The 23,115-nt window shown below is 59.9% G+C and carries 20 protein-coding genes and 1 tRNA gene; 14 read left to right on the forward strand and 7 right to left on the reverse strand.

The features are described from left to right. The first annotated feature begins 2 nt into the window (after positions 1 to 2). The 3 genes from galE to V6N02_RS00490 all read left to right on the forward strand — a co-directional run bounded on the left by galE (position 3) and on the right by V6N02_RS00490 (position 2,706). Positions 3 to 986, forward strand: a complete 984-nt coding sequence (galE, locus tag V6N02_RS00480; protein ID WP_371223201.1) for a UDP-glucose 4-epimerase GalE — start codon at positions 3 to 5, stop codon at positions 984 to 986. A 107-nt stretch (positions 987 to 1,093) separates the two neighbouring features. Further along, positions 1,094 to 2,008, forward strand: a complete 915-nt coding sequence (locus tag V6N02_RS00485) for a glycoside hydrolase family 26 protein (RefSeq protein ID WP_371223203.1) — start codon at positions 1,094 to 1,096, stop codon at positions 2,006 to 2,008. Positions 2,009 to 2,418: 410 nt separating this feature from the next. Continuing rightward, on the forward strand, positions 2,419 to 2,706 hold the full coding sequence (locus V6N02_RS00490) for a hypothetical protein (protein WP_371223205.1): 288 nt from the start codon (positions 2,419 to 2,421) through the stop codon (positions 2,704 to 2,706). Between the two features lie 23 nt (positions 2,707 to 2,729). On the opposite strand, the gene V6N02_RS00495 is transcribed toward V6N02_RS00490, so the two are convergent. Both V6N02_RS00495 and V6N02_RS00500 read right to left on the reverse strand, forming a co-directional pair. Beyond that, positions 2,730 to 4,493: a glycosyltransferase family 2 protein gene (locus tag V6N02_RS00495; protein WP_371223207.1), complete on the reverse strand. Its 1,764-nt coding sequence runs from the start codon at positions 4,491 to 4,493 to the stop codon at positions 2,730 to 2,732. 282 nt (positions 4,494 to 4,775) lie between these two features. Continuing rightward, positions 4,776 to 5,816 carry a UDP-glucuronic acid decarboxylase family protein gene (locus V6N02_RS00500; RefSeq protein WP_371223209.1) on the reverse strand — a complete coding sequence of 347 codons (1,041 nt, stop codon included), beginning with the start codon at positions 5,814 to 5,816 and terminating at the stop codon, positions 4,776 to 4,778. Between the two features lie 639 nt (positions 5,817 to 6,455). On the opposite strand from V6N02_RS00500, the gene V6N02_RS00505 reads away from it, so the two are divergent. Then, on the forward strand, positions 6,456 to 7,301 hold the full coding sequence (locus V6N02_RS00505) for a glycosyl hydrolase (protein ID WP_371223211.1): 846 nt from the start codon (positions 6,456 to 6,458) through the stop codon (positions 7,299 to 7,301). Positions 7,302 to 7,602: 301 nt separating this feature from the next. Here V6N02_RS00505 and V6N02_RS00510 read toward each other — a convergent pair. Beyond that, positions 7,603 to 7,692: transfer RNA gene (locus V6N02_RS00510), tRNA-Ser, on the reverse strand. A 204-nt stretch (positions 7,693 to 7,896) separates the two neighbouring features. Between V6N02_RS00510 and V6N02_RS00515 the strand changes: the two genes are divergently transcribed. From V6N02_RS00515 to V6N02_RS00550, 8 genes are all read left to right on the forward strand, one after another. Next, the gene (locus V6N02_RS00515; protein ID WP_371223213.1) at positions 7,897 to 8,775 is read left to right on the forward strand and encodes an SPOR domain-containing protein; all 879 of its coding nucleotides are present in this window, start codon (positions 7,897 to 7,899) and stop codon (positions 8,773 to 8,775) included. A 13-nt stretch (positions 8,776 to 8,788) separates the two neighbouring features. Further along, the gene (locus V6N02_RS00520) at positions 8,789 to 9,967 is read left to right on the forward strand and encodes a D-alanyl-D-alanine carboxypeptidase family protein (RefSeq protein ID WP_371223215.1); all 1,179 of its coding nucleotides are present in this window, start codon (positions 8,789 to 8,791) and stop codon (positions 9,965 to 9,967) included. After that, on the forward strand, positions 9,964 to 10,605 hold the full coding sequence (tmk, locus tag V6N02_RS00525; protein ID WP_371223217.1) for a dTMP kinase: 642 nt from the start codon (positions 9,964 to 9,966) through the stop codon (positions 10,603 to 10,605). The genes V6N02_RS00520 and tmk overlap by 4 nt, the downstream gene beginning before the upstream one ends. After that, entirely contained in the window at positions 10,602 to 11,717 is a 1,116-nt protein-coding gene (locus V6N02_RS00530; protein ID WP_371223219.1) for a DNA polymerase III subunit delta', read from the forward strand. Before tmk ends, V6N02_RS00530 begins: the two co-directional genes overlap by 4 nt. A 4-nt stretch (positions 11,718 to 11,721) precedes the next feature. Beyond that, complete coding sequence (locus tag V6N02_RS00535) at positions 11,722 to 12,528, forward strand: TatD family hydrolase (RefSeq protein WP_371223221.1); 807 nt, start codon at positions 11,722 to 11,724, stop codon at positions 12,526 to 12,528. Further along, entirely contained in the window at positions 12,525 to 13,322 is a 798-nt protein-coding gene (locus tag V6N02_RS00540; protein ID WP_371223223.1) for an MBL fold metallo-hydrolase, read from the forward strand. The genes V6N02_RS00535 and V6N02_RS00540 overlap by 4 nt, the downstream gene beginning before the upstream one ends. Before the next feature lies 1 nt (position 13,323). Continuing rightward, on the forward strand, positions 13,324 to 14,253 hold the full coding sequence (locus V6N02_RS00545) for an AEC family transporter (RefSeq protein ID WP_371223224.1): 930 nt from the start codon (positions 13,324 to 13,326) through the stop codon (positions 14,251 to 14,253). A gap of 252 nt (positions 14,254 to 14,505) precedes the next feature. Next, entirely contained in the window at positions 14,506 to 16,131 is a 1,626-nt protein-coding gene (locus tag V6N02_RS00550; RefSeq protein WP_371223226.1) for a choline dehydrogenase, read from the forward strand. A gap of 8 nt (positions 16,132 to 16,139) precedes the next feature. On the opposite strand, the gene V6N02_RS00555 is transcribed toward V6N02_RS00550, so the two are convergent. Genes V6N02_RS00555 through V6N02_RS00565 form a run of 3 tightly spaced genes read right to left on the reverse strand, consistent with a single transcriptional unit; the run spans position 16,140 to position 19,478 of the window. After that, entirely contained in the window at positions 16,140 to 16,934 is a 795-nt protein-coding gene (locus tag V6N02_RS00555) for a dimethylarginine dimethylaminohydrolase family protein (RefSeq protein WP_371223228.1), read from the reverse strand. A 33-nt stretch (positions 16,935 to 16,967) separates the two neighbouring features. After that, positions 16,968 to 17,891, reverse strand: coding sequence for a dimethylarginine dimethylaminohydrolase family protein (locus V6N02_RS00560; RefSeq protein ID WP_371223230.1), 924 nt, complete (start codon positions 17,889 to 17,891; stop codon positions 16,968 to 16,970). 24 nt (positions 17,892 to 17,915) lie between these two features. Then, a complete protein-coding gene (locus tag V6N02_RS00565; RefSeq protein ID WP_371223232.1) occupies positions 17,916 to 19,478 on the reverse strand; it encodes a zinc-binding metallopeptidase family protein in 1,563 nt (520 codons plus the stop codon). A gap of 139 nt (positions 19,479 to 19,617) precedes the next feature. On the opposite strand from V6N02_RS00565, the gene V6N02_RS00570 reads away from it, so the two are divergent. Together V6N02_RS00570 and V6N02_RS00575 are read left to right on the forward strand one after the other, a co-directional pair. Then, a complete protein-coding gene (locus tag V6N02_RS00570) occupies positions 19,618 to 20,523 on the forward strand; it encodes a LysR substrate-binding domain-containing protein (protein WP_371223234.1) in 906 nt (301 codons plus the stop codon). 143 nt (positions 20,524 to 20,666) lie between these two features. Beyond that, the gene (locus tag V6N02_RS00575; RefSeq protein WP_371223236.1) at positions 20,667 to 22,265 is read left to right on the forward strand and encodes an ABC transporter substrate-binding protein; all 1,599 of its coding nucleotides are present in this window, start codon (positions 20,667 to 20,669) and stop codon (positions 22,263 to 22,265) included. 103 nt (positions 22,266 to 22,368) lie between these two features. Here the strand turns inward: V6N02_RS00575 and V6N02_RS00580 are convergent, their stop codons facing one another. Next, complete coding sequence (locus V6N02_RS00580; protein WP_371223238.1) at positions 22,369 to 23,091, reverse strand: type 1 glutamine amidotransferase; 723 nt, start codon at positions 23,089 to 23,091, stop codon at positions 22,369 to 22,371. Positions 23,092 to 23,115: the final 24 nt, after the last annotated feature.

Genomic DNA, 23,115 nt, shown 5'->3' on the forward strand with positions numbered 1-23,115 from the left:
GAATGAAGAACAAACCCATACTCGTCACCGGTGGCGCGGGCTACATAGGTAGCCACGTCTGCAAGCATCTGTCGCTGAGCGGCTATATGCCCGTGGTCATCGATAACCTGTCCGAGGGTCACGAGACCGCTGTGAAATGGGGTCCCTTGATCAAGGCCGATGTGCGCGATACCGCGACGGTCACGTCGGTGATGAAGGCATATGACACGAAATCAGTCATGCATTTCGCCGCCTCGGCCTATGTCGGTGAATCCGTAAAAGACCCGATTGCCTATTACGACAACAATGTTACAGGCATGGTTTCGCTGCTCAGGTCCTGCCGCGATGCCGACGTCACGGGGATCATCCTTTCAAGCAGCTGCGCGACCTATGGAACGCCTGAAACGGTCCCGATTTCCGAAGAAACGCCACAGCATCCCGTCAATCCTTACGGAACCACCAAACTTGTCTGCGAACGCATGTTGCGGGATGTCGAAACCGCCCATGGCATTCGCTACGCCGCGTTGCGCTATTTCAATGCGGCAGGGGCCGATCCCGAGGGCGAATTGAGTGAAAAGCATGCCCCGGAAACCCACGTCATCCCCTTGGCGTTGATGGCCGCCGCGGGGCAGATCGATAGTTTCGGCATCTTCGGAACAGACTATCCGACGGCCGACGGAAGCTGCATTCGCGACTACATCCATGTGCAGGATCTGGCGCGAGGTCACGTCGCGGCGCTGGCCCGACTTGAATCCGGCGCGAACAGCTTTGCGGTGAATCTCGGAACGGGCGAAGGGCATTCCGTGCTGGAACTGGTGGCGGGTATCGAAAAACTGACGGGCAAACCCTTGCCAATCCGCTATGAGACACGCCGGGAAGGGGATCCTCCGATACTCATCGCGGATCCGTCCCAAGCCAGCACGCTTCTTGGTTTCACCGCCGAACGCAGTGATCTGGAAAGCATTATCCGGGACGCGGCCCCCAGCTTTGGAGTGCATGTCTCATGAGAAGCCCGGACCGCAAAAGCACAACCCCTGATGAATTTGAACAAGCATCGATTGAGATTGGGAGCCTGGATTTTCAACCGCTCCCCAATGACGAAAAGGATAAGAACATGACCTTCATGTCCTCAGTTGGAAAAGCAACCGGACCGGGCTGGCGCGCCATATTGGCCGCTACGTGCCTTGCCCTGTCTCCGATCAGCTACGCGTCAGCCGCCCCACCCGGGGAAATGCCGTTCGGGGTTTATGACCCCGGTGGAGATTTTGAATCCGATCCCGAGGTCACGATCGAGCATCTCTTCCTGCCATGGGAAGACGTGTTCCTGCCCAGCCTGGTGGATGCCGATGTCTATGCCAAGGAACGCAACCGCGCTGTCCTTGTCACGATCGAACCCTGGACGTGGTCGCGTTCGGAACGGAACACGGCCGAAATCCTGCAGCGCAATCTCTCCGAGGGCAATTACGATCAGTACATGCGCGGAATCTGTGCGGTTCTTGGCACCATGGAAAGCGCGGTGACCGTGCGCTGGGCCCAGGAGATGGACGATTACACCGGTCAGTTCATCTGGGCAGGTTGGAAAAAAGAAGACTATATCGAAGGCTACCGCCGTGCCGTAGATATCTGCAGGGCCGAGGCGCCGAATGCCAACTACATGTGGTCGCCTTTGGGTTACGAAAACCTCTCTGATTACTACCCCGGTGATGACTATGTTGACCTTGTGGGTGTGTCCGTTTTCGGATTGCAGGCGTGGGAACAGGAAAGATTTGGCAAGGAACTTGGGTTCGTTGATATCCTGACCCCACGTTACAACCGGGCCGTCAAGTTCGGTAAGCCGGTTGTCGTCGCAGAACTTGGCTATGTGGGAACCGAGGCCTATGTCCGGAAATGGGAGAATGCCGTGCGGCAGATATACCCCCAGTTCCCCGAACTGGTCGGCGTGGTCTATTTCAATCAGCACGAAGTTTACCCTTGGCCAGACGGGTATGGCCTGCCGGATTGGCGCGTGAACGAACGCGTTATCGACTAAGATTCACCGCGATTTAGCGACCGGAACAAGGAAGAGGCGCATGGAAACGGCGCCTCTTCTTTTTTGCGCTGGAAAGGTGGCGGTTTATCGCCAGCGCAATCGCAAGAAACCACAGCCCCGCGCCAAACCTGCTTAATGTGAAGAATTCAAACAATAAAAACCACGGTTTCAAGCCGGTTTGCCGGGCTATGAGCCATGCAATCACCCCACCGCCGCCTCAAAATCACCATCCTAATCAGGTCTCAATCATTCTGTGGTTGTTTTGATCGCCGCTTGCACGGTAACGGTGTAGGCGAGGCACCCCGTACGCACGAGCAAGAAAAGCGATGGGGCAACTGCGGAAAAAGAAAAATGATGCACTTTGAAAGACGCTTTGCCGTTTTTCAGGGCTGCCTGATTAGGAAAAGCAGATGAAACCTTTCGAACAAGGTACAAAACTCACGCTCGCAGTGTTCGTCTCAACAGCGCTAATGGCCCTGAACGCCTCTGCATCCGAACGCGTCAATACGCAGCAAAACACCGTCTCGAAGGTCAGCTATGACTGGCACAGCAATGCCAAGAAAGCGACGGTGGGAACGGTCCGCTTGTCCGCGCGCGAACGCAAACGGCTGGCCGCCAGAATAGCCAAGCACGGAAACGGCTCTTACATCTGCTCCCCGTCGGGTTTTGGCCGTTTGTCCCGTTGCCATACGCGCTGAGTGCCGCGAAGCAGGCGCAGCGCTTACTGTGTTTGCACGGGCCAGGTAAATGAGTATCTGACGCTGGGCTGCGTCCCCGACATCCCCGCCCCAGACACGACATATTGAGCTTGTACAAATTGGTATTTGCCCAGTCCCAGCGACAGGGCATAAAGCCCATCCATACCACGAAGATAAAGCGCGGATGAGGACAGAACGACCAAGAGCGGGACAATTGTCAGCTGTAAGGTCAACGATCTAAGTGCACGGCTCAGGCGGATTTTGTTATCGCGAATGTGGCGCACAACGATCAGGATCGCAACGACGGTATATGCAAATCCACTGATGAAGGTCAGCAGGTAGAACCCCGCGGCATCTCGCAGGTAACCCACCATGATGATCGGAATGAAACATCCCAATGCCAACACGACATAGGGCAGAACGATACTGATCGGCAGCGTGGCTTCGACATCGTCCCCCTTCGGTGTGATCCGAAAATCGACAAACCCGCCAAAGATCCTGTCGCGCACCGCCATGATGCAGCCCCAAAGAACCCAAGGCCATTGAAGCGCCGGAAACAACGCCTTCTCCCAGCTCCAGACGCGCCCGGTTTTGGGGCGATAGAAACCGTCCCGTTTCAGCGACACGGAAAAGGCGATCATGGCCACGGTCGGGGCCGTGAAATGCAGGATGAAATCGGGATACGTGACATTGGCATATCGCAGGTCGAACATCACGGCCGAGATCGGCACGACGTAGAACACGACCATGACGCTGGCGATAATCGGATAGAGCAGCTGGCACAGCACGAACTGATGCCGAAGGCGCACAGGCAAATCCCTGAAATACCGCGGCGTGTGGAACAACAGCAAGGACACCAGGCTGCGCGACCACTGAAACTCCTGGGTGCAAAGATCGGACACAGTTGCCGGGCCTTCGCCCTCGGCAATCGCGTCAAAGGCGTGCACTCCTTTCCACCCGCCGGCACTCATGATCATCGTGGTTGAATGATCCTCGGCCAGTTCCGGCCCCAGCCCTCCGACCTCTTTCAAGGCTTTGGTCCGAACCGCGTAATGCGACCCGATGCACATCGGCGTCAGGCCATTGGTGTATCCGCATTGGAATATCCCGTGGAACCCCGCCTCGGTATCCAGCCGCGTACGCGCGGCCCAGCTTTCCTCGGCATTGGATGAACAGATGCTGGGCGCGCTGACATATCCGACCTCGGGATCGGCAAAGCCGCGCATGATTTCTTCCAGATAAGTGGGCTGCGGCACGTGATCGGCGTCCAGCTGTGAGACGAAATCATACTCGTCATATCCATAGTGATCATAGAAATAGGCCAGGTTGCCTTCCTTGCACCGCGTTCGGCGCGGCCATTCCGCGCGATGATACTCTGGCTTGTCTTTTCGGGTCGAAATCCTGACACCATGCGCCTTGCACCATTCGATGGTCTCGGCCTGCGGGTCTTCATCGGCAAGCCAGGTATCATGCGGATATGTCTGCGCCAGCATGGCTTCCAGCGTCTTGCGAACAAGCGAGAAGGGTTCGGATGGCGTTTTGGTGGTTATCATCGCCACTCTGACCGTTGCCGGGTCCGGCGGTGCGCCAGCCGGAACAATCGCGCGCCGCGACACCACGATCAACAGGATTTGCAGGATGAACAACCAGCTAAGCGCCACGGTGGCCACCCAATACCGCACACCGGGCAAGATGTGATCAGGATGCAACCACCAGACCCAGAACCAAGAGGCGGCGATAACCCATATGATGGCCAACAGGTGGTATTTCACCCGCTTGCGCCCCATCAGCAACGGCCTGGTATAGGACGGGCGGCCGGAATGTTGGGCTGGTTCGGATGGAATAGGGGGTGTGAGAGTGTCAGGTGGTGATTGCATCACGTACTTTCACACAGTTTCGCGGCAAAATCGGGGCATCGCCAGCCCCGAAAGACATGGTACAAATACCGGCCATTCTCATCCGGAACAAGCTTTGCGTTCAGTGATCGGGCCGACGGGTTTGAGCAGACCACGGTTGTTCAACGGCAATGAAAAACCGTGGTCATGCGTGAGAATTGGACTGCTCCCGCGTCAAACGGCGGTTGAAACCTTCGGTGCATTTCTGCGCAATTCCGACATGTAATAGGGAATGGTCAGGCGCAATCCCGCACTCAGATTGATCTGTGGCGTCCAGTTCAACCTTTTCCGGGCCTCGGAAATATCCGGGCGACGCTGACGCGGATCATCAACCGGCAGGTCTTCAAACCTGATTTTGGATGACGTTTTGACCTCGTCAATGACGATGCGCGCCAGTTGCTTCATCGTGAACTCGCCAGGATTGCCAAGGTTGACGGGGCGATGAATGGGCAAATCGGAATGCATCAGGGAATGCAGGCCGCGCACCAGATCATCCACATAGCAAAATGACCTCGTCTGGGTTCCGTCGCCATAGATCGTTATGTCATCGCCGCGCAGGGCCTGCGTGACGAAGTTCGACACAACCCGGCCGTCTTCGGGGTCCATACGCGGGCCATAGGTGTTAAAGATTCTCGCCACTCTCGTATCAACGCCACGCTGATCGTTATAGCAGTGAAACAGGGTTTCCGCCGCCCGTTTCCCCTCGTCATAGCACGAGCGGGGACCCATCGTGTGGACATTCCCATGATAGCTTTCTTGTTGAGGCGAGACCTGTGGATCTCCGTACACTTCGGAGGTTGAAGCTTGCAGAATGCGCGCACCTGTTTCCTGCGCCAGCTCCAACAGGTTTTCTGCACCGCGCACATTGGTCTGGAAGGTCTTTATCGGGTCTTCCTGATACCTCGGCGGCGACGCGGGGCAGGCCATGTTGTAGATGAAATCGAACCTCTGCGTCGTCCTGAACGGATCGACGACATCGTGCTGGACATACTCGAAATCCGGGTTGTCCAGCAGGTGAGCTATGTTTTCAATCCTGCCCGTAGACAGATTGTCCAGGCACACCACCTTGAATTTCTGTTCTATGTAAACGTCGCAAAGCTGAGAACCCAGAAACCCGGCTCCCCCTGCGATCAACACGCGCTGCTGCGAACCCATCTTCGCACGCGCAACCATCGACCGGGCACCCACGCCCGCCCCGTTACCGAAATAGTGCATCTTCCCCCCACCGAGATGGACACACAATGCGCCTGCTCTGAAAGATATTGCGTGACCAGGTTACCCAGTTAACCCGGCATACGTCTCACAATATCTACGCTGTCCGAGGTTATCCCCGTGTTCTGAGAGCGTGTCTAAATCTATCAATATGAACCAATACTTAATCCATTTAGTAACGCGCAAATCACCTGTTTCGTCAACAATTTCCAGAAAATTCCAGGAAAACTGCGCCAAAATACAATCTATAGGGGTTTTTCCGCCCCTTAATGGCGCAAGATCAGCTTCATTTTGCACGAAATGACAACAATCCGCGGAATTCGATTCTTTGGTTTCTGCGGCAGTCGACGCTGGTCAGCGCGCACGCGCATTGGTCGCGGCCTTGTGGCAATTCTTTACATATCAGGCGGTTGCGCTTGCACAGATCAACCAATCCAGACTTTTTCGGCATGTTTGTCTGCGTCTAGCCTCCACAAACGGACCGCTGAACGCACCGCCCGATTGATCGGCGAATCCACCACCTCAAAACCATGACTCCGGCGACCCGCGCCAATCCAATCGCAATTACGCCAAAATAACCTCTGTTTGGCCCTCGTTTCGCCATCACCGGCGGCAAACCTTGTCCTCCCAGACGAGGTTACCATGAACAGACTTTTGCCAGTTATTCTCGCCCTGTCAGTCATGATCGCCGGCCCCGCAGCAGCGCAGAAGGCCGGGATCGGTGCGTGGGAAAACTCCAAGCAAACCATCATTGGATGGATCGAGGACGCTCCATCGCTTGGATGGTACTATAACTGGCGTACCGACCAGATCCATTCCCGTTCACGCACCCGGCGCGATGTTGAATTCGTGCCGATGATCCACGGGGCCAAGGATGTGAACAAGCGCATCAGATCGGATTTGCCTGTGCGCGCTTTGCTGGGCTTTAACGAACCGGATGGACAGTCCGGATCCCATCAGGCGGGCATGTCGGTCGAACAGGCCGTGCGGCTATGGCCCAGGCTTGAAAGACACGGTTTGCGGCTTGGCAGTCCGGCCACCACCCAAGGCCAGACCATGGGCCGGCATTCGTGGCAGCGCCGGTTTATGAACCAGGTGGAGAAAAGAGGCCTCCGCGTTGATTTTATGGCTGTCCATTATTATTCGAACACCGGAGATGTCGGCGAGTTTCGAAGGTGGTTGCAAGCCGTCCACCGCGAGTATCGAAGGCCGATCTGGGTAACGGAATTTGCGCAGATTGACTGGCGTCGTCCGCATGCGGTGTCCTATGCGCAGAATGCCAGGTTCATCCAGAACTCGATGATCATGATGGAAAAACTGCCATTCGTGGAACGCTATGCGTGGTTTGCGGCCAATCCCTATCCGTGGAATGGGCGCGTGCCAAAGATCAACCTCGTCGAAGACAACCTGACGCCCACCCCTGTCGGGCAGGCGTTCGACCGCACTCTCAGCCGGATTTCAGGTGTGAACGTGGCCTCGAACAACTAGATCGGGTGAGTTTGCGCCCGCGACAGGGCCGAGGTCGAGGTCAGCTCGCTCTTTCTCTGCAAGGACAGTGCTCTGGCCGCAGACATCTGTCGAAAGATCTGATCACGGGATGAGTGTGATGCGCCTTGGTATGTTGGACAACCGGCTGAAATTCATCGCCGGGCCATGTCAGGTGTCGGTTTGGTTATCGTGATGCCGGGGTAATGCAGCGTGGCGCCGAAACATGTGACGGAGCGTATCACTTTGAAATAGCATGCTAATTACCTGGCAAACCACGCATGTTTTTCGAGAATTGGGATGCTGGCGGAGGAGGTGGGATTCGAACCCACGGTAGACTTTCACCTACGTCGGTTTTCAAGACCGGTGCATTCGACCACTCTGCCACTCCTCCGACAATCCTTCCCTAAACACCCAAAATTGATTCTGAAAGCCTGCTTTTTCTGGGGAAATCCGCCGAAACCCTGTCTGGACTCTTTTCTTGCAGCCTGCATGGCGCTATCGTGCGCTCGCGGGCATGTCCCGTGGGAGCAAGCAGCAAATCCCGGAAAACCGGGGCGCCGCGCCAAATCGCGCGGTTCATGGCAAGGGGCACGGCATGAATTTTCTTAAGACAGGCACGCGATCAGGCTGGCAACGCGCCGCTTTGATCACCGCAGGATTTACCGTTTTGGCAGGCTGTGAGGAGGGGGCAACATTCAACCCGTTCCAGGCACAACCCCAATCCGAGGAAGGCGCCGTTGCGCCAAGCAGTACGTCCACCCGGCTGGTCGAACGCGATGTCGAGGCACCGGATGTGTTCCAGGTGACCGACCAGGGCCTTTGGGACGGTCGCCCGTCGCTGGGCGGTGTCTGGGTGGCGCATCCGGATGTGAAAGAGCCCGAGCGGGTGATCATTCGCAACACCGCCAATTCCAAGTTCGTGATCGGGGCACTGTTCCGTCGCGAGCGTGAAAATCCGGGTCCCGAACTTCAGGTCTCGTCCGATGCGGCAGCTGCCCTTGGTATGCTGGCCGGCGCTCCGGCCGAACTGAACGTCACCGCCTTGCGCCGCGAAGAAGCGCCCGAACCTGTGGCCGAAGTCGATGAGGCCACCGCCGAGCTGGCCGCGCCAGATACGATCGAGGCGACAACGCTGGACCCGGTTGCCGATGCTGCCGCTGCCATCGACGAGGCTGAAGCCACCACCGTTGCTGCCACGGCACCAAGCCCCGCGCCGGCCCCCGCCGTGCAGACCTCGTCGCTGAGCAAACCGTTCATCCAGATCGGGATTTTCAGTGTTGAGCAAAACGCCAACAACACCGCCACCGCCATGCGGCAGGCCGGGATGGTGCCCACGGTCAAGAAACAAAGCGCCTCGGGCAAGACCTTCTGGCGGGTCATTGTCGGTCCCGCCTCGACAAGTTCCGAGCGCGCTGCATTGCTGAAGAAAATCAAGGGTATCGGCTTTGACGATGCCTATGCTGTCACCAACTGATCGTCAGGTTGCCATGTTCAGACTCTTGCGTTCACTGCTTCCGGTTCTTGCGCTGATCGTGGCGGGCCTTGTGCTCGCCCTGCCGGCGCAAGCGTTTGAAACTCGTGCCAAGGCGGCGTTTGTGATTGATGTCACGACGGGGACCGTGTTGCTGGAAAAAAATGCCGATACGCCGATGGCCCCGGCCTCGATGTCCAAGCTGATGACGCTGTATGTCACGTTCGAAGCCGTGCGCGAAGGGCGCCTGTCTCTGGATGAAAAACTGCCCGTCTCCCAACGTGCGATGAGCTATGGCGGCTCAACCATGTTCCTGGACACCACCGACCGGGTCTCGGTGATAGATCTCATTCGCGGCATTATCGTGCTGTCGGGAAATGACGCCTGCGTTGTTCTGGGCGAGGCGCTCAGCCCGAACGGGACCGAAGCAGGTTTTGCCGCCTTCATGACCCAGCGCGCGCAACAGTTGGGCATGACCAGTTCGACCTTCAAGAACGCCTCCGGCTGGCCTGCCTCGGGGCACTTGATGAGCATGCGGGACCTCGCGCTGCTGGCCCGGCTACTGATCGAAGAGTTTCCCGAATACTACCCGATGTTCGCCGAAACCGAGTTTGCCTTTGACGGGCGCGCCCCGCAAAACACCCGCAACCGCAATCCGCTTTTGACGCTGGGTATCGGGGCGGACGGGCTGAAAACCGGCCACACGCAGGAGGCCGGGTATGGGCTGGTTGGGTCTGCCAAACAGGGGGATCGCCGGGTGATTTTCGTGATCTCGGGGCTGGACAGCGCCCAGGCGCGCGCGCAAGAGGCTGAGGCGATCGTCAACTGGGCCTTTCGCCAATTCACCCAGAAAGAACTGATCAAAGCCGGAACCGAAATTGCCCGCGCCGATGTCTGGATGGGCGCAGCGGATACTGTCGGGCTGGCCCCGGCGACGGATATCGACACGCTGATCCCGGTGCTCAGCACCGAGGCGCTGAAGGCCGATGTGATCTATGACGGTCCTCTGCGCACACCCATTGCCACGGGCGATGAACTGGGCGAACTGGTCTTTGCCCCCGAAGGCCTGCCGGAAATCCGTGTGCCTCTTGTGGCTACCGAAGACGTGGCAAAAGGGGGATTTCTGCCACGTATGAAAACCGTCTCGTCCCTTCTGCTGACACGTTTGCAACAGGGGCCCGAGGGCGCGCTTTGACCACCAGTGAGACCCCGCAGCCGGGCTGGTTCATCAGCTTTGAAGGCATTGACGGGTCCGGTAAATCCACACAAGCCCGCCTGTTGGCCGAGGCGCTTGAGGAGGCAGGACACAAGGTGCTGCTGACCCGCGAGCCGGGCGGCTCGGATGGGGCCGAAGACATTCGCAAACTGGTGCTAGAAGGCGAGCCGGATCGCTGGTCCGCCGAGACCGAGTTACTGCTGTTCACAGCCGCGCGGCGGGACCATCTTGAACGCACGATAAATCCCGCGCTAGAGGCCGGACAGGTTGTGATCTGCGACCGGTTTGCCGATTCCACACGGATGTATCAGGGCCTCAGCCGGGGCGATCTGCGCGTCAAGGTCGACCAACTGCATGCGCTGATGATCGGGCGCGAACCGGACCTGACCATCCTGATCGACATGGACCCGGATATGGGGCTCAGCCGCGCCCTGGCACGGGGCACCGGCGAGGAGAGGTTTGAATCCTTCGGGGCCGATCTGCAAACCCGGATGCGTGCAGGCTTTCTTGATCTGGCGCGCGAATTTGCCAACCGCTTTATCGTGATCGACGGCAATCGCGCGGTGGCCGATGTCGCCGCCGACGTCAAAGCAGCGGTTTTGGATCGCCTGTCATGAGTGACGATCTGCCCCCCGAACCCGACCGCGCACCGGGTGCGCCGCACCCTCGTGATACGGTTCAACTGTTCGGGCAAGGTGCTGTCGAGGCGGGGTTCCTCAAGGTTTACAATGCCGGTCGCCTGCACCATGGCTGGCTGATCACCGGCCCGCGCGGCGTGGGCAAGGCAACGCTGGCCTGGCGCATTGCGCGGTTTCTGTTGGCCACACCGCCGGAGGAGGGGGACAGCCTGTTCGGCGACGCGCTGCCCAAGCCCGACACGCTGGATATCAGTCCTGATCATCCCGTCGCGCATCGCATCGCCGCGCGGTCCGAGCCGGGGCTTTATCACATCACCCGGTCGGTGAACGAGAAAACCGGCCGTCTGCGCGATATGATCGTGGCCGAGGATGTGCGCGATCTCAACAAGTTCCTACAGCTCTCTGCCGCTGATGGGGGCCGCCGGGTGGTGATCATCGACGCCGCGGATGAAATGAACGTGCAGGCCGCCAACGCTTTGCTGAAAATGCTGGAGGAACCGCCCGCCCGCACCACGCTTTTGCTGATCAGTCATCAACCGGCGCGGCTGTTACCCACGATCCGCTCGCGCTGTCGCGAGTTGCGTCTGGCCTCGCTATCGCCCGATGACATGGCCGCAGCCCTTGCGCAGGCCGGTATCGACCCCGGTCCCAACCCCGAGGCGCTGGCTGAGTTGTCTGCCGGATCGGTGGGCGAAGCGGTGCGTCTGATCACGCTGGATGGGTTGGCTCTTTACGGAGAAATCATCGGGCTGCTCGGGTCGCTGCCGCAACTGGATCGCCCGCGTGCCCTGAAACTGGCCGAACAGGCGGCCACGCGCGGCGGGGAAGAGCGGCTTGATCTGCTCTTGCATCTGACCGATGTGGCGCTGGCCCGTCTGGCACGCAGCGGGGCCACTGGCCACCCCCCGGCGGAGGCCGCACCGCACGAGGGCAAGACGTTTCAGCGTCTTGCCCCCACGCCGGAAAAGGGCCGCGCATGGGCGGCGTGCGCCCAAGAGATCGGCGCGCGCATGCGCCATGGGAGGGCGGTCAACCTTGACCCTGCCGCGCTCGTCTTAGATATGGTGTTCAGGATGCAGCAAACGGCGTAAGCACATGACCACCGAAATCCAGATCACCGACAGCCACTGCCATCTGGATTTCCCGGATTTCGAGGAAGACCGTGATGCGTTGATCGCCCGCGCGCTTGAGGCCGGTGTCACCCGCATGGTCACGATCTGCACCAGGCTGCGCCTTGAACCGCAGGTGCGCGCCATCGCCGAGGCCTACGCGCCCGTCTTCTACGCCGCCGGCACCCACCCGATGAGTGCGGCGGACGAACCTTTGGCGACACTGGATGATCTGCTCAAGCTGGCCAAACACCCCAAATTCGTCGGTATTGGCGAAACGGGCTTGGATTACCACTACACCTCGGAAAGCGCGGATATTCAAAAAGAATCGCTGCGCATTCATATCGAGGCCGCACGCCAGACCGGCCTGCCGCTGATCATCCATGCCCGCGCGGCGGATGACGATATGGCCCGTATCCTGACCGAAGAATACCACGCCGGGGCCTATACCTGCGTAATGCATTGCTTTTCCTCCTCCGCCGAGCTGGCGCAGGCTGCGCTTGATCTTAGCTTCTATCTGTCGATGTCGGGCATTGCTGCTTTCCCCCGCTCGACCGAGCTGCGCGAGATTTTTGCAGCCGCGCCGGTGGATCGCATTCTGGTGGAAACCGATGCGCCTTACCTTGCCCCGCCGCCCTATCGTGGCAAGCGCAACGAACCCGCCTATACCCTGCACACTGCGCAGGTGGGGGCCGAAACCATGGGCATGGACTGGGCCGCCTTCGCCGCCCAGACGCAGGTGAATTTCGACCGGTTGTTCTGGAAAGCCGCGCAATATCGTGAGGCCGCATGACCGAACGTCGCTTCACCATCCTCGGCTGTGGGTCGTCCGGAGGGGTGCCGCGCCTTGGCGGGCATTGGGGCGATTGCGACCCCGAAAACCCGCGCAATCACCGTCGTCGCTGTTCCATGCTGATTGAGCAGGAAGGAGAGGGGGGCACCACCCGCATCCTGATTGACGCCTCGCCCGATCTGCGCGCGCAATTGCTGGATGCCGGGGTGGGCGCGCTGGACGCGGTGGTCTTTACTCATTCTCATGCCGATCATGTCCATGGGCTGGATGATCTGCGGATGATCGTTTTCAATATGAAACAACGGCTGCCTGTCTGGGCAGACGGTGATACGCAAAACGCCCTGCTGTCGCGCTTTGGCTATGCGTTCGTGCAACCCGAAGGCTCGCCCTATCCGCCCATTCTGGACATGCACACGATCAAGGGTGATCTGACGATCGACGGGGCAGGCGGGCCGGTGACCCTGCGCCCGTTCGAGGTGAATCACGGCTCGATCGAGGCGCTGGGGTTCCGGGTGGGCGATCTGGCGTATCTGCCCGACGTGGCCTCGATCCCCGAGGATGTCTGGCCGGTGCTTGAGGGGCTGGACACCTGGATCTGCGATGCCCTGCGCCGCACCCCCCATCCGACCCATGCGCATCTGGAACAGACGCTGGAATGGTTGCACCGCGCCGCCCCGCGCCGAGGCATCCTGACCAACATGCATATTGATATGGATTATCAGACACTTGTCGACGAGACCCCCGACTTCATCACGCCAGCCTATGACATGATGACCCTGACCTACACGCTCTGACATGCAGGCGTTGCTGGATGTCATCCTGCCGGTCTTCGTGGTGATCGGCTTTGGCTATCTGGCGGTCTGGCGCGGATGGTTTTCCGACGCGGGCGTCGACGGGCTGATGAAATTCACCCAGAATTTCGCCATTCCCTGCATGCTGTTCGTCGCCATCGCCCGGCTGGATCTGGCGCAGGTGTTTGAATGGCAACTTCTGCTCAGTTTTTACACCGGTTCCTTCACCTGCTTCTGGCTTGGCTTTTTTGGTGCGCGGCTGATCTTTGGCCGCACCTTGGAAGAGGCCGTGGCCATCGGCTTCTGCTGCCTGTTTTCCAACTCGGTTCTTTTGGGCCTGGCCCTGACCGAGAGCGCCTACGGGGCGGATGCGTTAGAGGCTAACTTTGCTATCATCGCCCTGCATTCTCCGTTCTGTTACGGGCTGGGCATCACGGTGATGGAAGTGGTCCGCGCCCGCGGACAGCCCGGTGGCAAGGTGGCGCAGACGGTTCTGAAAGCGATGTTTTCCAATGCGCTGATCCTTGGAATCGGTCTCGGGTTTCTGGTGAATTTCTCGGGCGTGCCGCTGCCCGGTGTGCTGAATGACGCGTTGGATCTGATGGTGCGCGCAGCCCTGCCCGCGGCGATTTTCGGCATGGGCGGGGTGCTGGCACGCTATCGCCCGGAAGGGGATTTGCGCGTGGTCCTTTATGTCTGCCTGATCGCGCTGGTGGTGCATCCCACCATCACCAGCAGCCTCGGCGCGGCGTTCGACCTGTCGGTTCCGGCCACCCGCTCGGCCGTTCTGACCGCCGCCATGGCGCCGGGCATCAACAGCTATATCTTCGCCAATATGTACGGACAGGCCCGCCGCGTGGCGGCCTCAAGCGTGCTGATCGCCACGGCGCTGTCGATCGGCACGGTCTGGGTGTGGCTGGGGCTGTTGCCCTAATCTGGAAAGGGGTAATGATGCATTTGCCCTGTGTCTGCCTTGAGTCCCGAGTTGCGATTATGCAAGCCGCACAAGATCCATGCGTTGCGCCAAGCCTGACCATTTCGCCAGCCCTTGCGGGCGAGCTGGCGATCTGGCCGCCTGCGGCCTTTAGTCCGCGCAGGACAGTGTCCGCGCCGCGCCGCTCAGCCAAAAATCTCTCCGGTGGCCGTCCGGCTTGCATTCACTCCCCGTATGTAGAATCTGAGTGGCATGGACTTTGACTATATCATCATCGGCGCGGGCTCGGCCGGGTGTACCCTGGCCAACCGGCTGGGCGAGGACACGAGCAAGCGCATCCTGATCCTTGAGGCCGGGCCGATGGATCGCGACCTGATGATCCATATCCCGGCTGGCGTCTATCGCGCCTGGCGTGATCCCAAGCTGAACTGGAATTACGAGACCGATCCCGAGGCCGAGTTGAACGACCGGCAGGTGCCGATGCCGCGCGGCAAGGTGGTTGGCGGGTCGTCCTCGATCAACTCGATGGTCTATATGCGCGGGCACCCGCTGGACTATGACGGCTGGGCACAGGCCCCCGGCATGGGGCATTGGCGTTATGCCGATTGCCTGCCCTATTTCCGCGCCGGGGAAAGCTATGACCGGGGTGGGGATGCCTATCGCGGGGACAGCGGCCCGCTGGGCGTGACGCGCGGGCATTATGACAACCCGCTTTATGACGCGTTTATCGAGGCGGGCAGACAGGCCGGGCAAGGGCACTCGGACGACTTGAACGGGTACAACCCCGAAGGCGTGGCGCGCTATGACGCCACCAAGTGGAACGGACGGCGCTGCAGTGCCGCGGTGGCGCATCTGCGCCCGGCCCTGAAGCGCGGGAACGTCACCTTGATCACCCGGGCGATGGTGCAAAGGGTCGTCGTAGATCGAGGCCGCGCCGTGGCAGTTGAGTATTTGAAGAACGCTGAAAGCCAGAGGGCCGAGGCGGGCGAAGTGTTGCTGTCAGGCGGGGCCATCAATTCGCCCCAGACGTTGATGCTGTCCGGGATCGGGCCTGCCGATCATTTGGCGCTGCACGGGATCAAGGTGCAGACCCCTCTGGAGGGCGTGGGGCGCAATCTGATGGATCACACCAGCGTCATCCTGCAGTATGAATGCAAGAAACAGTTCCCCATCCACCGCGTTGACCGGCCCCTCAACAAGCTGGCGGCGGGGGTGCAGTGGGTGTTTACGCGAGGTGGCATCGCCGCCTCGAACATATGGGAGGCTGGCGGGCTGATCAGGGGCAATGCGGATGTTGCCTATCCTAATATACAATACCATTTCGGCCCGGTCGGCTTTGAATACAAAGGCAACGATATCTCACTGATGCAGGGCTTTTCTCTGCATGTGGATCAACAGCGCCCACGCAGCCGGGGACGGATCACGCTGGCCTCGGGCAACCCGCAGGACAAGCCGAAGATGGCGTTTGACTATCTCAGCGATCCGGATGATCTGCGTGAGTTGGTGGAAGGCGTGCACAAAGCGCGCGACCTGTTCCGTCAACCGGCTTTTGAGGGCTTGCGCGGTGCCGAGTTGATCCCCGGCCCGGATGTGCGCACAGATGCCGAGATCGCCGATTGGATCAGAACCGCGGTCACCACCGAATTTCATCCCTGCGGCAGCTGTCGGATGGGTGAAGGGGCGGAGTGCGTCGTCGATCCCGAGTTCCGCGTGCATGGCGTTGAGGGGCTGCGCGTGGTGGATGCCAGCGTAATGCCACGGATCACCTCGGCCAATCTGAACGCTCCAACCCAGATGATGGCCGCGCGCGCCGCCGATTTCATTGCCGGGCGCGATCAGAAAACACCCGAATTCGTACCCCTCGCGTTTGAAGAATAGCGGTGCGTTCAGGGCTGCGGCGAGAAGCGCAGCGACAGGCAAGACATGCCACCATCCAGCTTGGCCGCTTCTGAATTGCCGACTTCGCGCACCTGATATCCGGCATCGACCAGCCGGTCACGTGTTTTGGGAAACCTGGCGGCCATGATCACAAGGTCGTTAAAGCGGATCGCGTTCGCAGCGGCCTCTTCCCCGTCAGCGGTATGGATGACGCGGTAACCTTCAAAGCATCCCGAGGCAGCGAGGCGTTTGGTCGCCAGAATGGTCTCGCCATCCAGAAGCGAGCAATCGGTCTTGAAATGCAAAACCCCTTCCGGCGTTTCGACCTCGCGCACCGCATAGCCCAACGGGGCCACGAGGCGGGTCAGTTCGGCAATCCCTGCCTTATCGGTGCGCGCCGACGTGCCTACCAGGATTTCGCGCTCGGTCACCAGAATGTCGCCCCCCTCGATAAAGCCGGGGCCGTCGATGGACAGGACGGTGTCGTATAAATCTTCCAGCGCTGGCACGATCTCGGCGGCCTCACCCAACCGGCTGGGCGCGCCGGGGCGCATCCTGATGGCGGCCTCTTGCAGGCAGAGGGCGGCGTCTTCAACAAAGACGGAATCGGGATACTCTTCCAGCGCCTCCAGCGTGACGACCTCTGCACCGGTGGACTCCAAGGCGGCTATGTAATCCGCATGATGCTGCAGGAAAACGTCCAGATCCGGTGCGCCCGTATCGGTTTCGCGCAACCCGTTGACGATGCTGGCGCTGGGCTTGCGGGTGATGGCATGGGTGAAGCTATGTGATTTGGCGGTCATTCTCTGGTCCGTTTTCATGATCTGTCGTTGCTTCTAGGCCTGACGGCGCAGCGCCTGCGCCATGCAGTGGATGCCGCCCCCGGTCTTGGAAATCTCGGCCGTGTCCACGGCGGCCACTTCAAAGCCACGGGCGCGCAGCTGTTCGATCAGCACGGTCGATGAACTGGGCGCGATCACCTTGTCATTGCCCAGGGACATCATGTTACAGCCCAGTGCCATCGTATCGGGGAAGGGCACGTCGATGATCTCGTGACCCTTGGCTTTCAACCACTCGACAATCGCGGGTTCCGTGCAGGCGAGGCAAACTGCCGTCAGCTTCTCGGCCACCGGCACGACCATCAGATCGATATGCACATAGTACTCGTCGATATAGGCAAGGCGCACTTCCCAGCCCTCGGCCTCGAACCAGCTGGCCACCTGTTTGGCACCGGCCTCGTTGGTGCGGGCCTCGCCACAGCCGATCAGCACACAGCCCTCTTCGATCACGTTGAAATCACCACCCTCAAACGTGCCGGCGGTAACCATGTCATAGATCGGGATGCCCAGTTTTTCATAGGCGCGGATGGCGGCGTAATTTTCACCCCGGCGCCACCATTGCGACATGGCGGTGATGAAGGCGCCATAGGGCGTCATGCAGGAACTGTCGCGGGAATAGACCTGCATGGTCAGTTCCGGCTCGGCCTCAAGCATGTGGATATTGACGTTGAAATGGCGATAGGCATCGACCAGTTCGGCATGCTGGGCCTGGGCGGTCTGAATGTTGCAGGGGGCCTCGCGCAGATGTTTGCGCGACAGGCTGGAGGTGGCGCGGTGAAACAGATGCGCAGGCGAGCCCAGCAGCACATCGGTCAGCGGGTCGGTTTCGTTTTTGAACCCCCAGCGGGTCAGGGGCGCAGTACCGCCAGCAGGGTTGCGGCGTTTCAGGGTGAACGCATCGGGTGATTTATCAAGCGCCATTTTGGGTGTCCTTTCCTGTTCGTGTCATGCGCCGGGCAGACCGGCGGGAATCCACCAGTCGCGGCCCCGGGGCGTTGTAACATATTCGGGCCATCTGAAATGGATGGGCGGGTCGTAATCGCAAAGCGGCGGGATCATCTGGTCACCTGACGTTCTGCGTTTGAATTCGTCCATCGCGGTAAATCGTGCGGCGGGGTCTTCCAACAGCCGCAGGGCCGAGGCGGCCAGAACCTTGGCCGCGGTGCGGATCATCGGGTCAATCGTGGCCGGGATACCGCCCAGCGCATTCATCACCCAGGCCGGATAAGGGCCGCCGCGCAAGGCCGGACGCGCGATATAGAACCGCGCGGTCGGGGCGTGCCAGCACATATCGGTGTAATCATCCGAGGTGGAATTGATCTGACTTGGCGGAAGGTCTTGGCGCAGGGTCGCCTCGGCCTCTTGCGGGGGTACCAGTTGCGAGAGTTCGTCGATGAAGGGGGCGTCCATCGGCTCCATCCCAAGGTTGCTTTGAATCTCTCGCGCAACCCCCATGGCGGCCTCGTCCCAGACCGGCGCGCCAACGTCCTGCAGCGCCTCCCAGACCACATCGGCCATGGCATGGTTGGCCAGACCGGGGCGGGATTTGCAGACCCAGTGACGCTCGACCCGACAGCCGGTCATGGCGGCCGCGGCCTCGGCGTTGCGGTCCAGTGCGGTGGTGATCCGTTCGGCCATCTCAAGCGTCGGCACGCGCATCATGTATTGGATCTCGGCCAGCCCGGCGGGCAGGTTATCAGCGGTGGCTTGCCCGGCCGTCAGGATGGCCTCGGACACGGACCAACCGCCCTGATGCGGCAACATCGCCTCGCGCAAGGCCTTGGAGGATTGGTACATGGTCATCAGCGCATCATTGGCACCGGGCGCGCGCACGTCGGAATGGCTTTGCGGGATCGGGGCATTGTCGGAAGCACCCCAAAGTTCCGGCGCGTCACAGATGAAGCGATAGATCATCGAATAGGCAGCACCGCAATGCGTGTCCCAGCGCACGGTATTGCACATTGGCAGCATGTAGAACGGATGGAAGGACAGCATCCCCGCCAGCCCATCGTAATAGCCTTTGGCGGCGTGAATGGGTTTGGAGCCCCGCACTTTTTCGGCAGGCTCACCAGTGTAGCGCAGCCCACCCTTGATCCCGTGCTTTTCCATTGCAGCCTTGGTGGCAAGCAACCCGCCCAGCGTGCTGATGCCAAGGCCGGAATGCGGATCGGTATGCCCGCCCGCCTGATAGCCCAGCCCGGCACGCGGCTCGCGGCGCTTACTGGCGGCCTGACAATTGCCCGGCACCGCATCGTATTCGGCGTACATGCCAATGACCGGGCCATCGCCGTTTGACCATTCAGCGCAAAAGGCGGTGGGCATCCCCCCCGAGCCTTCCTCGACCGTGAAGCCCTCGGCGCGCAGGCGGGCCACGTACCACTCGGCCGAGCGATACTCGCGCCAGGCGGTTTCGCCAAACTCAAAAATCGTCGCGCACCACTCGGACAACTCCGGCAGTCTGGCATCGACCACGGCCAGCGCATCTGATTGTGCATGTGACAGCGCCATCGCATCCTCCTTGCCTTGCATTTAGACATTGCGCGGCGGGATGGGTAAGTGAAACATTTTTCTGCGCTTGGAAAATTTCCTTCACCTTTGCCGCGTTCTGCGAAAGACTTGGGCTGGTGAGGCCGGGAAAGGGTTTTCAATGGCGCGTCTTCCCACAACGCAGGCGCTGCGCGCGCTGGAAAGTTTTTCACGCCATGGGGTGGTGTGGAAGGCGGCGGAAGAACTGAACCTGACCCGCAGCGCGGTCAGTCATCAATTGCGCCTGCTGGAACGCGAGCTGGACTTCGTGCTGTTCAACCGGGTGGGGACAGGCATCGAGCTGACCAGCCGGGGCAAAGCCTATGCCAATGATGTGCGCGAGGCGTTGTCGACCATCAGCCGCTCGGCGGCACGCCATTCCGGCGGCGGGCTGTCGGGGCAGTTGATCATTAGCTGCACGCCGGGGTTTGGGGCCAATTGGCTGAACACCAAGATCGCCCGGTTTCGGGCGATGTGCCCCGATCTGTCTTTGTCGGTCGTCCTGCCTGCTGCCCTTGATGACGTCAGCACGCCTGATGTCGATGTTTTTGTGGCCTTCGGCGACCCGTCACAAGGTCAGGGCGCTGTCGAGGTGTTGCGTGAGGTTGAATTCACCCCATTGGCCAGCCCTGCGCTGTTGAATCGCATGGGGGGTCTCAAAACGCCCGAAGATGTGCTGCGCTGTGATTTACTGCATCTGGGAGATCACACGGACTGGACAAACTGGCTACGCCAGGTCGGGGTGCCTGCCAGCATGGCCAGCAGCGGTATTGTCTATGCTGATGTCACCCTGGTCCATTCCGCCGCGATCAACGGGCAGGGAATCGCCATGGGCGATGAGTTCATCTGCGGCGATGCGATGGCGGCGGGGCATCTGATGCGCCCCTTCGATCTGGCGGTTGATCCCGGGAAATCCTATTTTCTGTCCATCCCACCGGCCAAGCAGGACCTTTCAAGCGTGGTGGCCTTCAAGAACTGGATACTGGCCGAGATGGACACTCCCAAGAGCAAAACCCCGACCCGTTGACAAATTTCATTTGTCGGTTTGGCAAGAAAAATTCCATTGTCGCAACCCGCTGTCCTTTCATACGCTGCCCCCGTGAACGACCGGGAACCGACGTCGCGGTCGCCTGACTGTTGCCATGCGTCGGAGCGACATGGGAGAGCGAGATGAATAGTTTTGATATCGATAGACTGAAAGCAAGGTTCGCCACTGGCGGTATCAGCAGACGCCGCTTCATGCAGGCCTTGCTGGCCTCGGGGGCAACCGTTTCGGCAGCCAGCATCATGGCCGGGCAGGCGCGTGCGGCCACGCCCAATCGCGGCGGCACCATTCGGATCGGCAAGGGGCATGGCCAAACCACCGATACGATGAACCCAGGCACCGCGGAAAACGGGTATATGGTCAACCTGCTGCAGTCCTTCCACGGCTACATGACCGAGGTTGCCCCGGACGGCAGCCTGTCCGCGGGCATCGCCGAAAGCTGGGAAGCCTCGGCAGATGGCAAAACCTGGAGCTTCAAGCTGCGCCCCGGCGTGGCCTTCCACAACGGCAAGGCGGTCTCGCCCGAGGATGTGATCGCCTCGATCAACCATCACCGGGGCGAGGATTCGACCTCGGCGGCCAAGCCGCTGGTCTCGGCTGTCACCGATATCAAGGCCGATGGTGCCTCCGGTGTGGTCTTTGAACTTGAGTCCGGCAATGCCGACTTCCCCTTCACGCTGAGCGATTATCACATCCCGATCGGCATGTCCGAAGATGGCAAGGTCGATTGGACCACCGGTATTGGCTGCGGTGCCTATAAGCTGGACAATTTCGATCCCGGCGTACGGGCCGATCTGTCGCGCAATGACGATCATTGGGATCTGGACAACCGCGCCTTCTTTGACTCAGCCGAGTTGCTGGCCATCACCGATGCCAATGCGCGCACCTCGGCGATGGTGGCGGGCGATCTGGATGCGATTGACCGGATTGACCTGAAAACCGTAGAGCGGATCAAGGCGGTTCCCGGCATCACGGTGCATTCGATCCCGGGCACGCAGCATTTCACCTTCGAGATGATGTGTACCTCAGACCCTTACACGGACGTCAATCTGCGCATGGCGCTGAAATACGCGATTGATCGTCAGGAAATGGTCGACAAGATTCTGTTCGGCTATGGCGTCGTGGGCAATGACCACCCGATTGGTCAGGGCCAGCGCTATTTCAACAAGGACCTGCCGCAGCGCGAGTACGATCCGGATAAGGCGAAGTTTCATATGAAGGAAGCCGGCCTCGACTCGATTGATATTGATCTTTCGGCAGCGGACGCGGCCTTTGCCGGTGCGGTGGATGCCGCCGTTCTTTATCAGGCCTCGGCGGCCAAAGCGGGGATCAACATCAAGGCCATCCGCGAGCCCAACGATGGTTATTGGACCGATGTCTGGAACGTGAAACCGTTTGTGGCCGTCTATTGGGGCGGACGCCCGGTTGAAGATCAGATGTTCTCGACTGCTTATCAAAGCGGTGTGCCGTGGAATGGCACGCGGTGGTCCAATGCCCGGTTTGACGAATTGCTGATCAAGGCGCGCGCCGAGCTGGACGACGACAAGCGACGGGTGATGTATTACGAAATGCAGGAAATCCTGAGCAATGATGGCGGACTGGTCGCGCCGATGTTTGCCTCTTATGTCTTTGGCACCCGCGACAACGTGGTAACGCCCGCGCAGATCGGATCAAACTGGGACATGGATGGTGAACGCTGCATCGAGCGGTGGTGGTTCGCTTAGGGGCACCAGCCGGAAAGCTGTTCAATCAATTCAAAGGGCGGATCAATCACGATCTGCCCTTTCAGGTTTGTTGAATGCGATCTAGCGATGCAAGGAAAGCACCTTACGTCTTTGCCGTTGCCTGCAGCCAGTTGATGTAAAGCCGTTCGGCCATGTCGTTGAAGGCCTCCATCCGCTCGGCACATCTGGCTTCAAGGGCATCCACCGCGCCTTTGCCGATCGCCTTGTCCAGCGCACCGGCATATTCGGGGATGTTGTTCCAGTTCTGCACGGTGTCGGTTTCGATCTCGACATGAAACTGGGTCGAAAAGGCTCGCGTGCCCCATTTCATCGCCTGCACGGCGCAATCGGGCGAGGTGGCCAATACCTGCGCCCCCACGGGCAGTTCCTTCACCTCGGCGGAATGCCACTGCAGGCAGTCGAATGTCTCGGGCAGCCCGTCAAAGAACACGCCCGATGCCCCGGCCTCGGTCAGGTAGACATCCAGCACGCCGATCTCGGGGGTTTTGGAAGGGCCAACCTTGCCACCCAGCGCCTCGGCCAGCAATTGATGCCCCAGACAGAGGCCCAGATAGGGCACGCCGCGCTCTTCGACGGCTTCTCTGATGAAGGCCTTTTCGGCGACAAGCCACGGATGCGCGTCTTCCTGCCAGGTGTCCATCGGCCCGCCCATGACCCAAAGCGCGTCAAAGCCATCCATACTGTCAGGCAGCGCCTCGCCCTCGTCCAGTTCAATCGGGGTCCATGTGTGACCGTCTTCGCGCAGGAATTCGCGAAAGATGCCGGGATGTTCGACACGTTCATGTTGCAGAACAAGGATATGCATGGTGATCTCCGCAGGATGTTTGCC

This window comes from Roseovarius conchicola (assembly GCF_041403425.1).
In the GTDB taxonomy this organism is placed as follows: Bacteria; Pseudomonadota; Alphaproteobacteria; order Rhodobacterales; family Rhodobacteraceae; genus Roseovarius; species Roseovarius conchicola.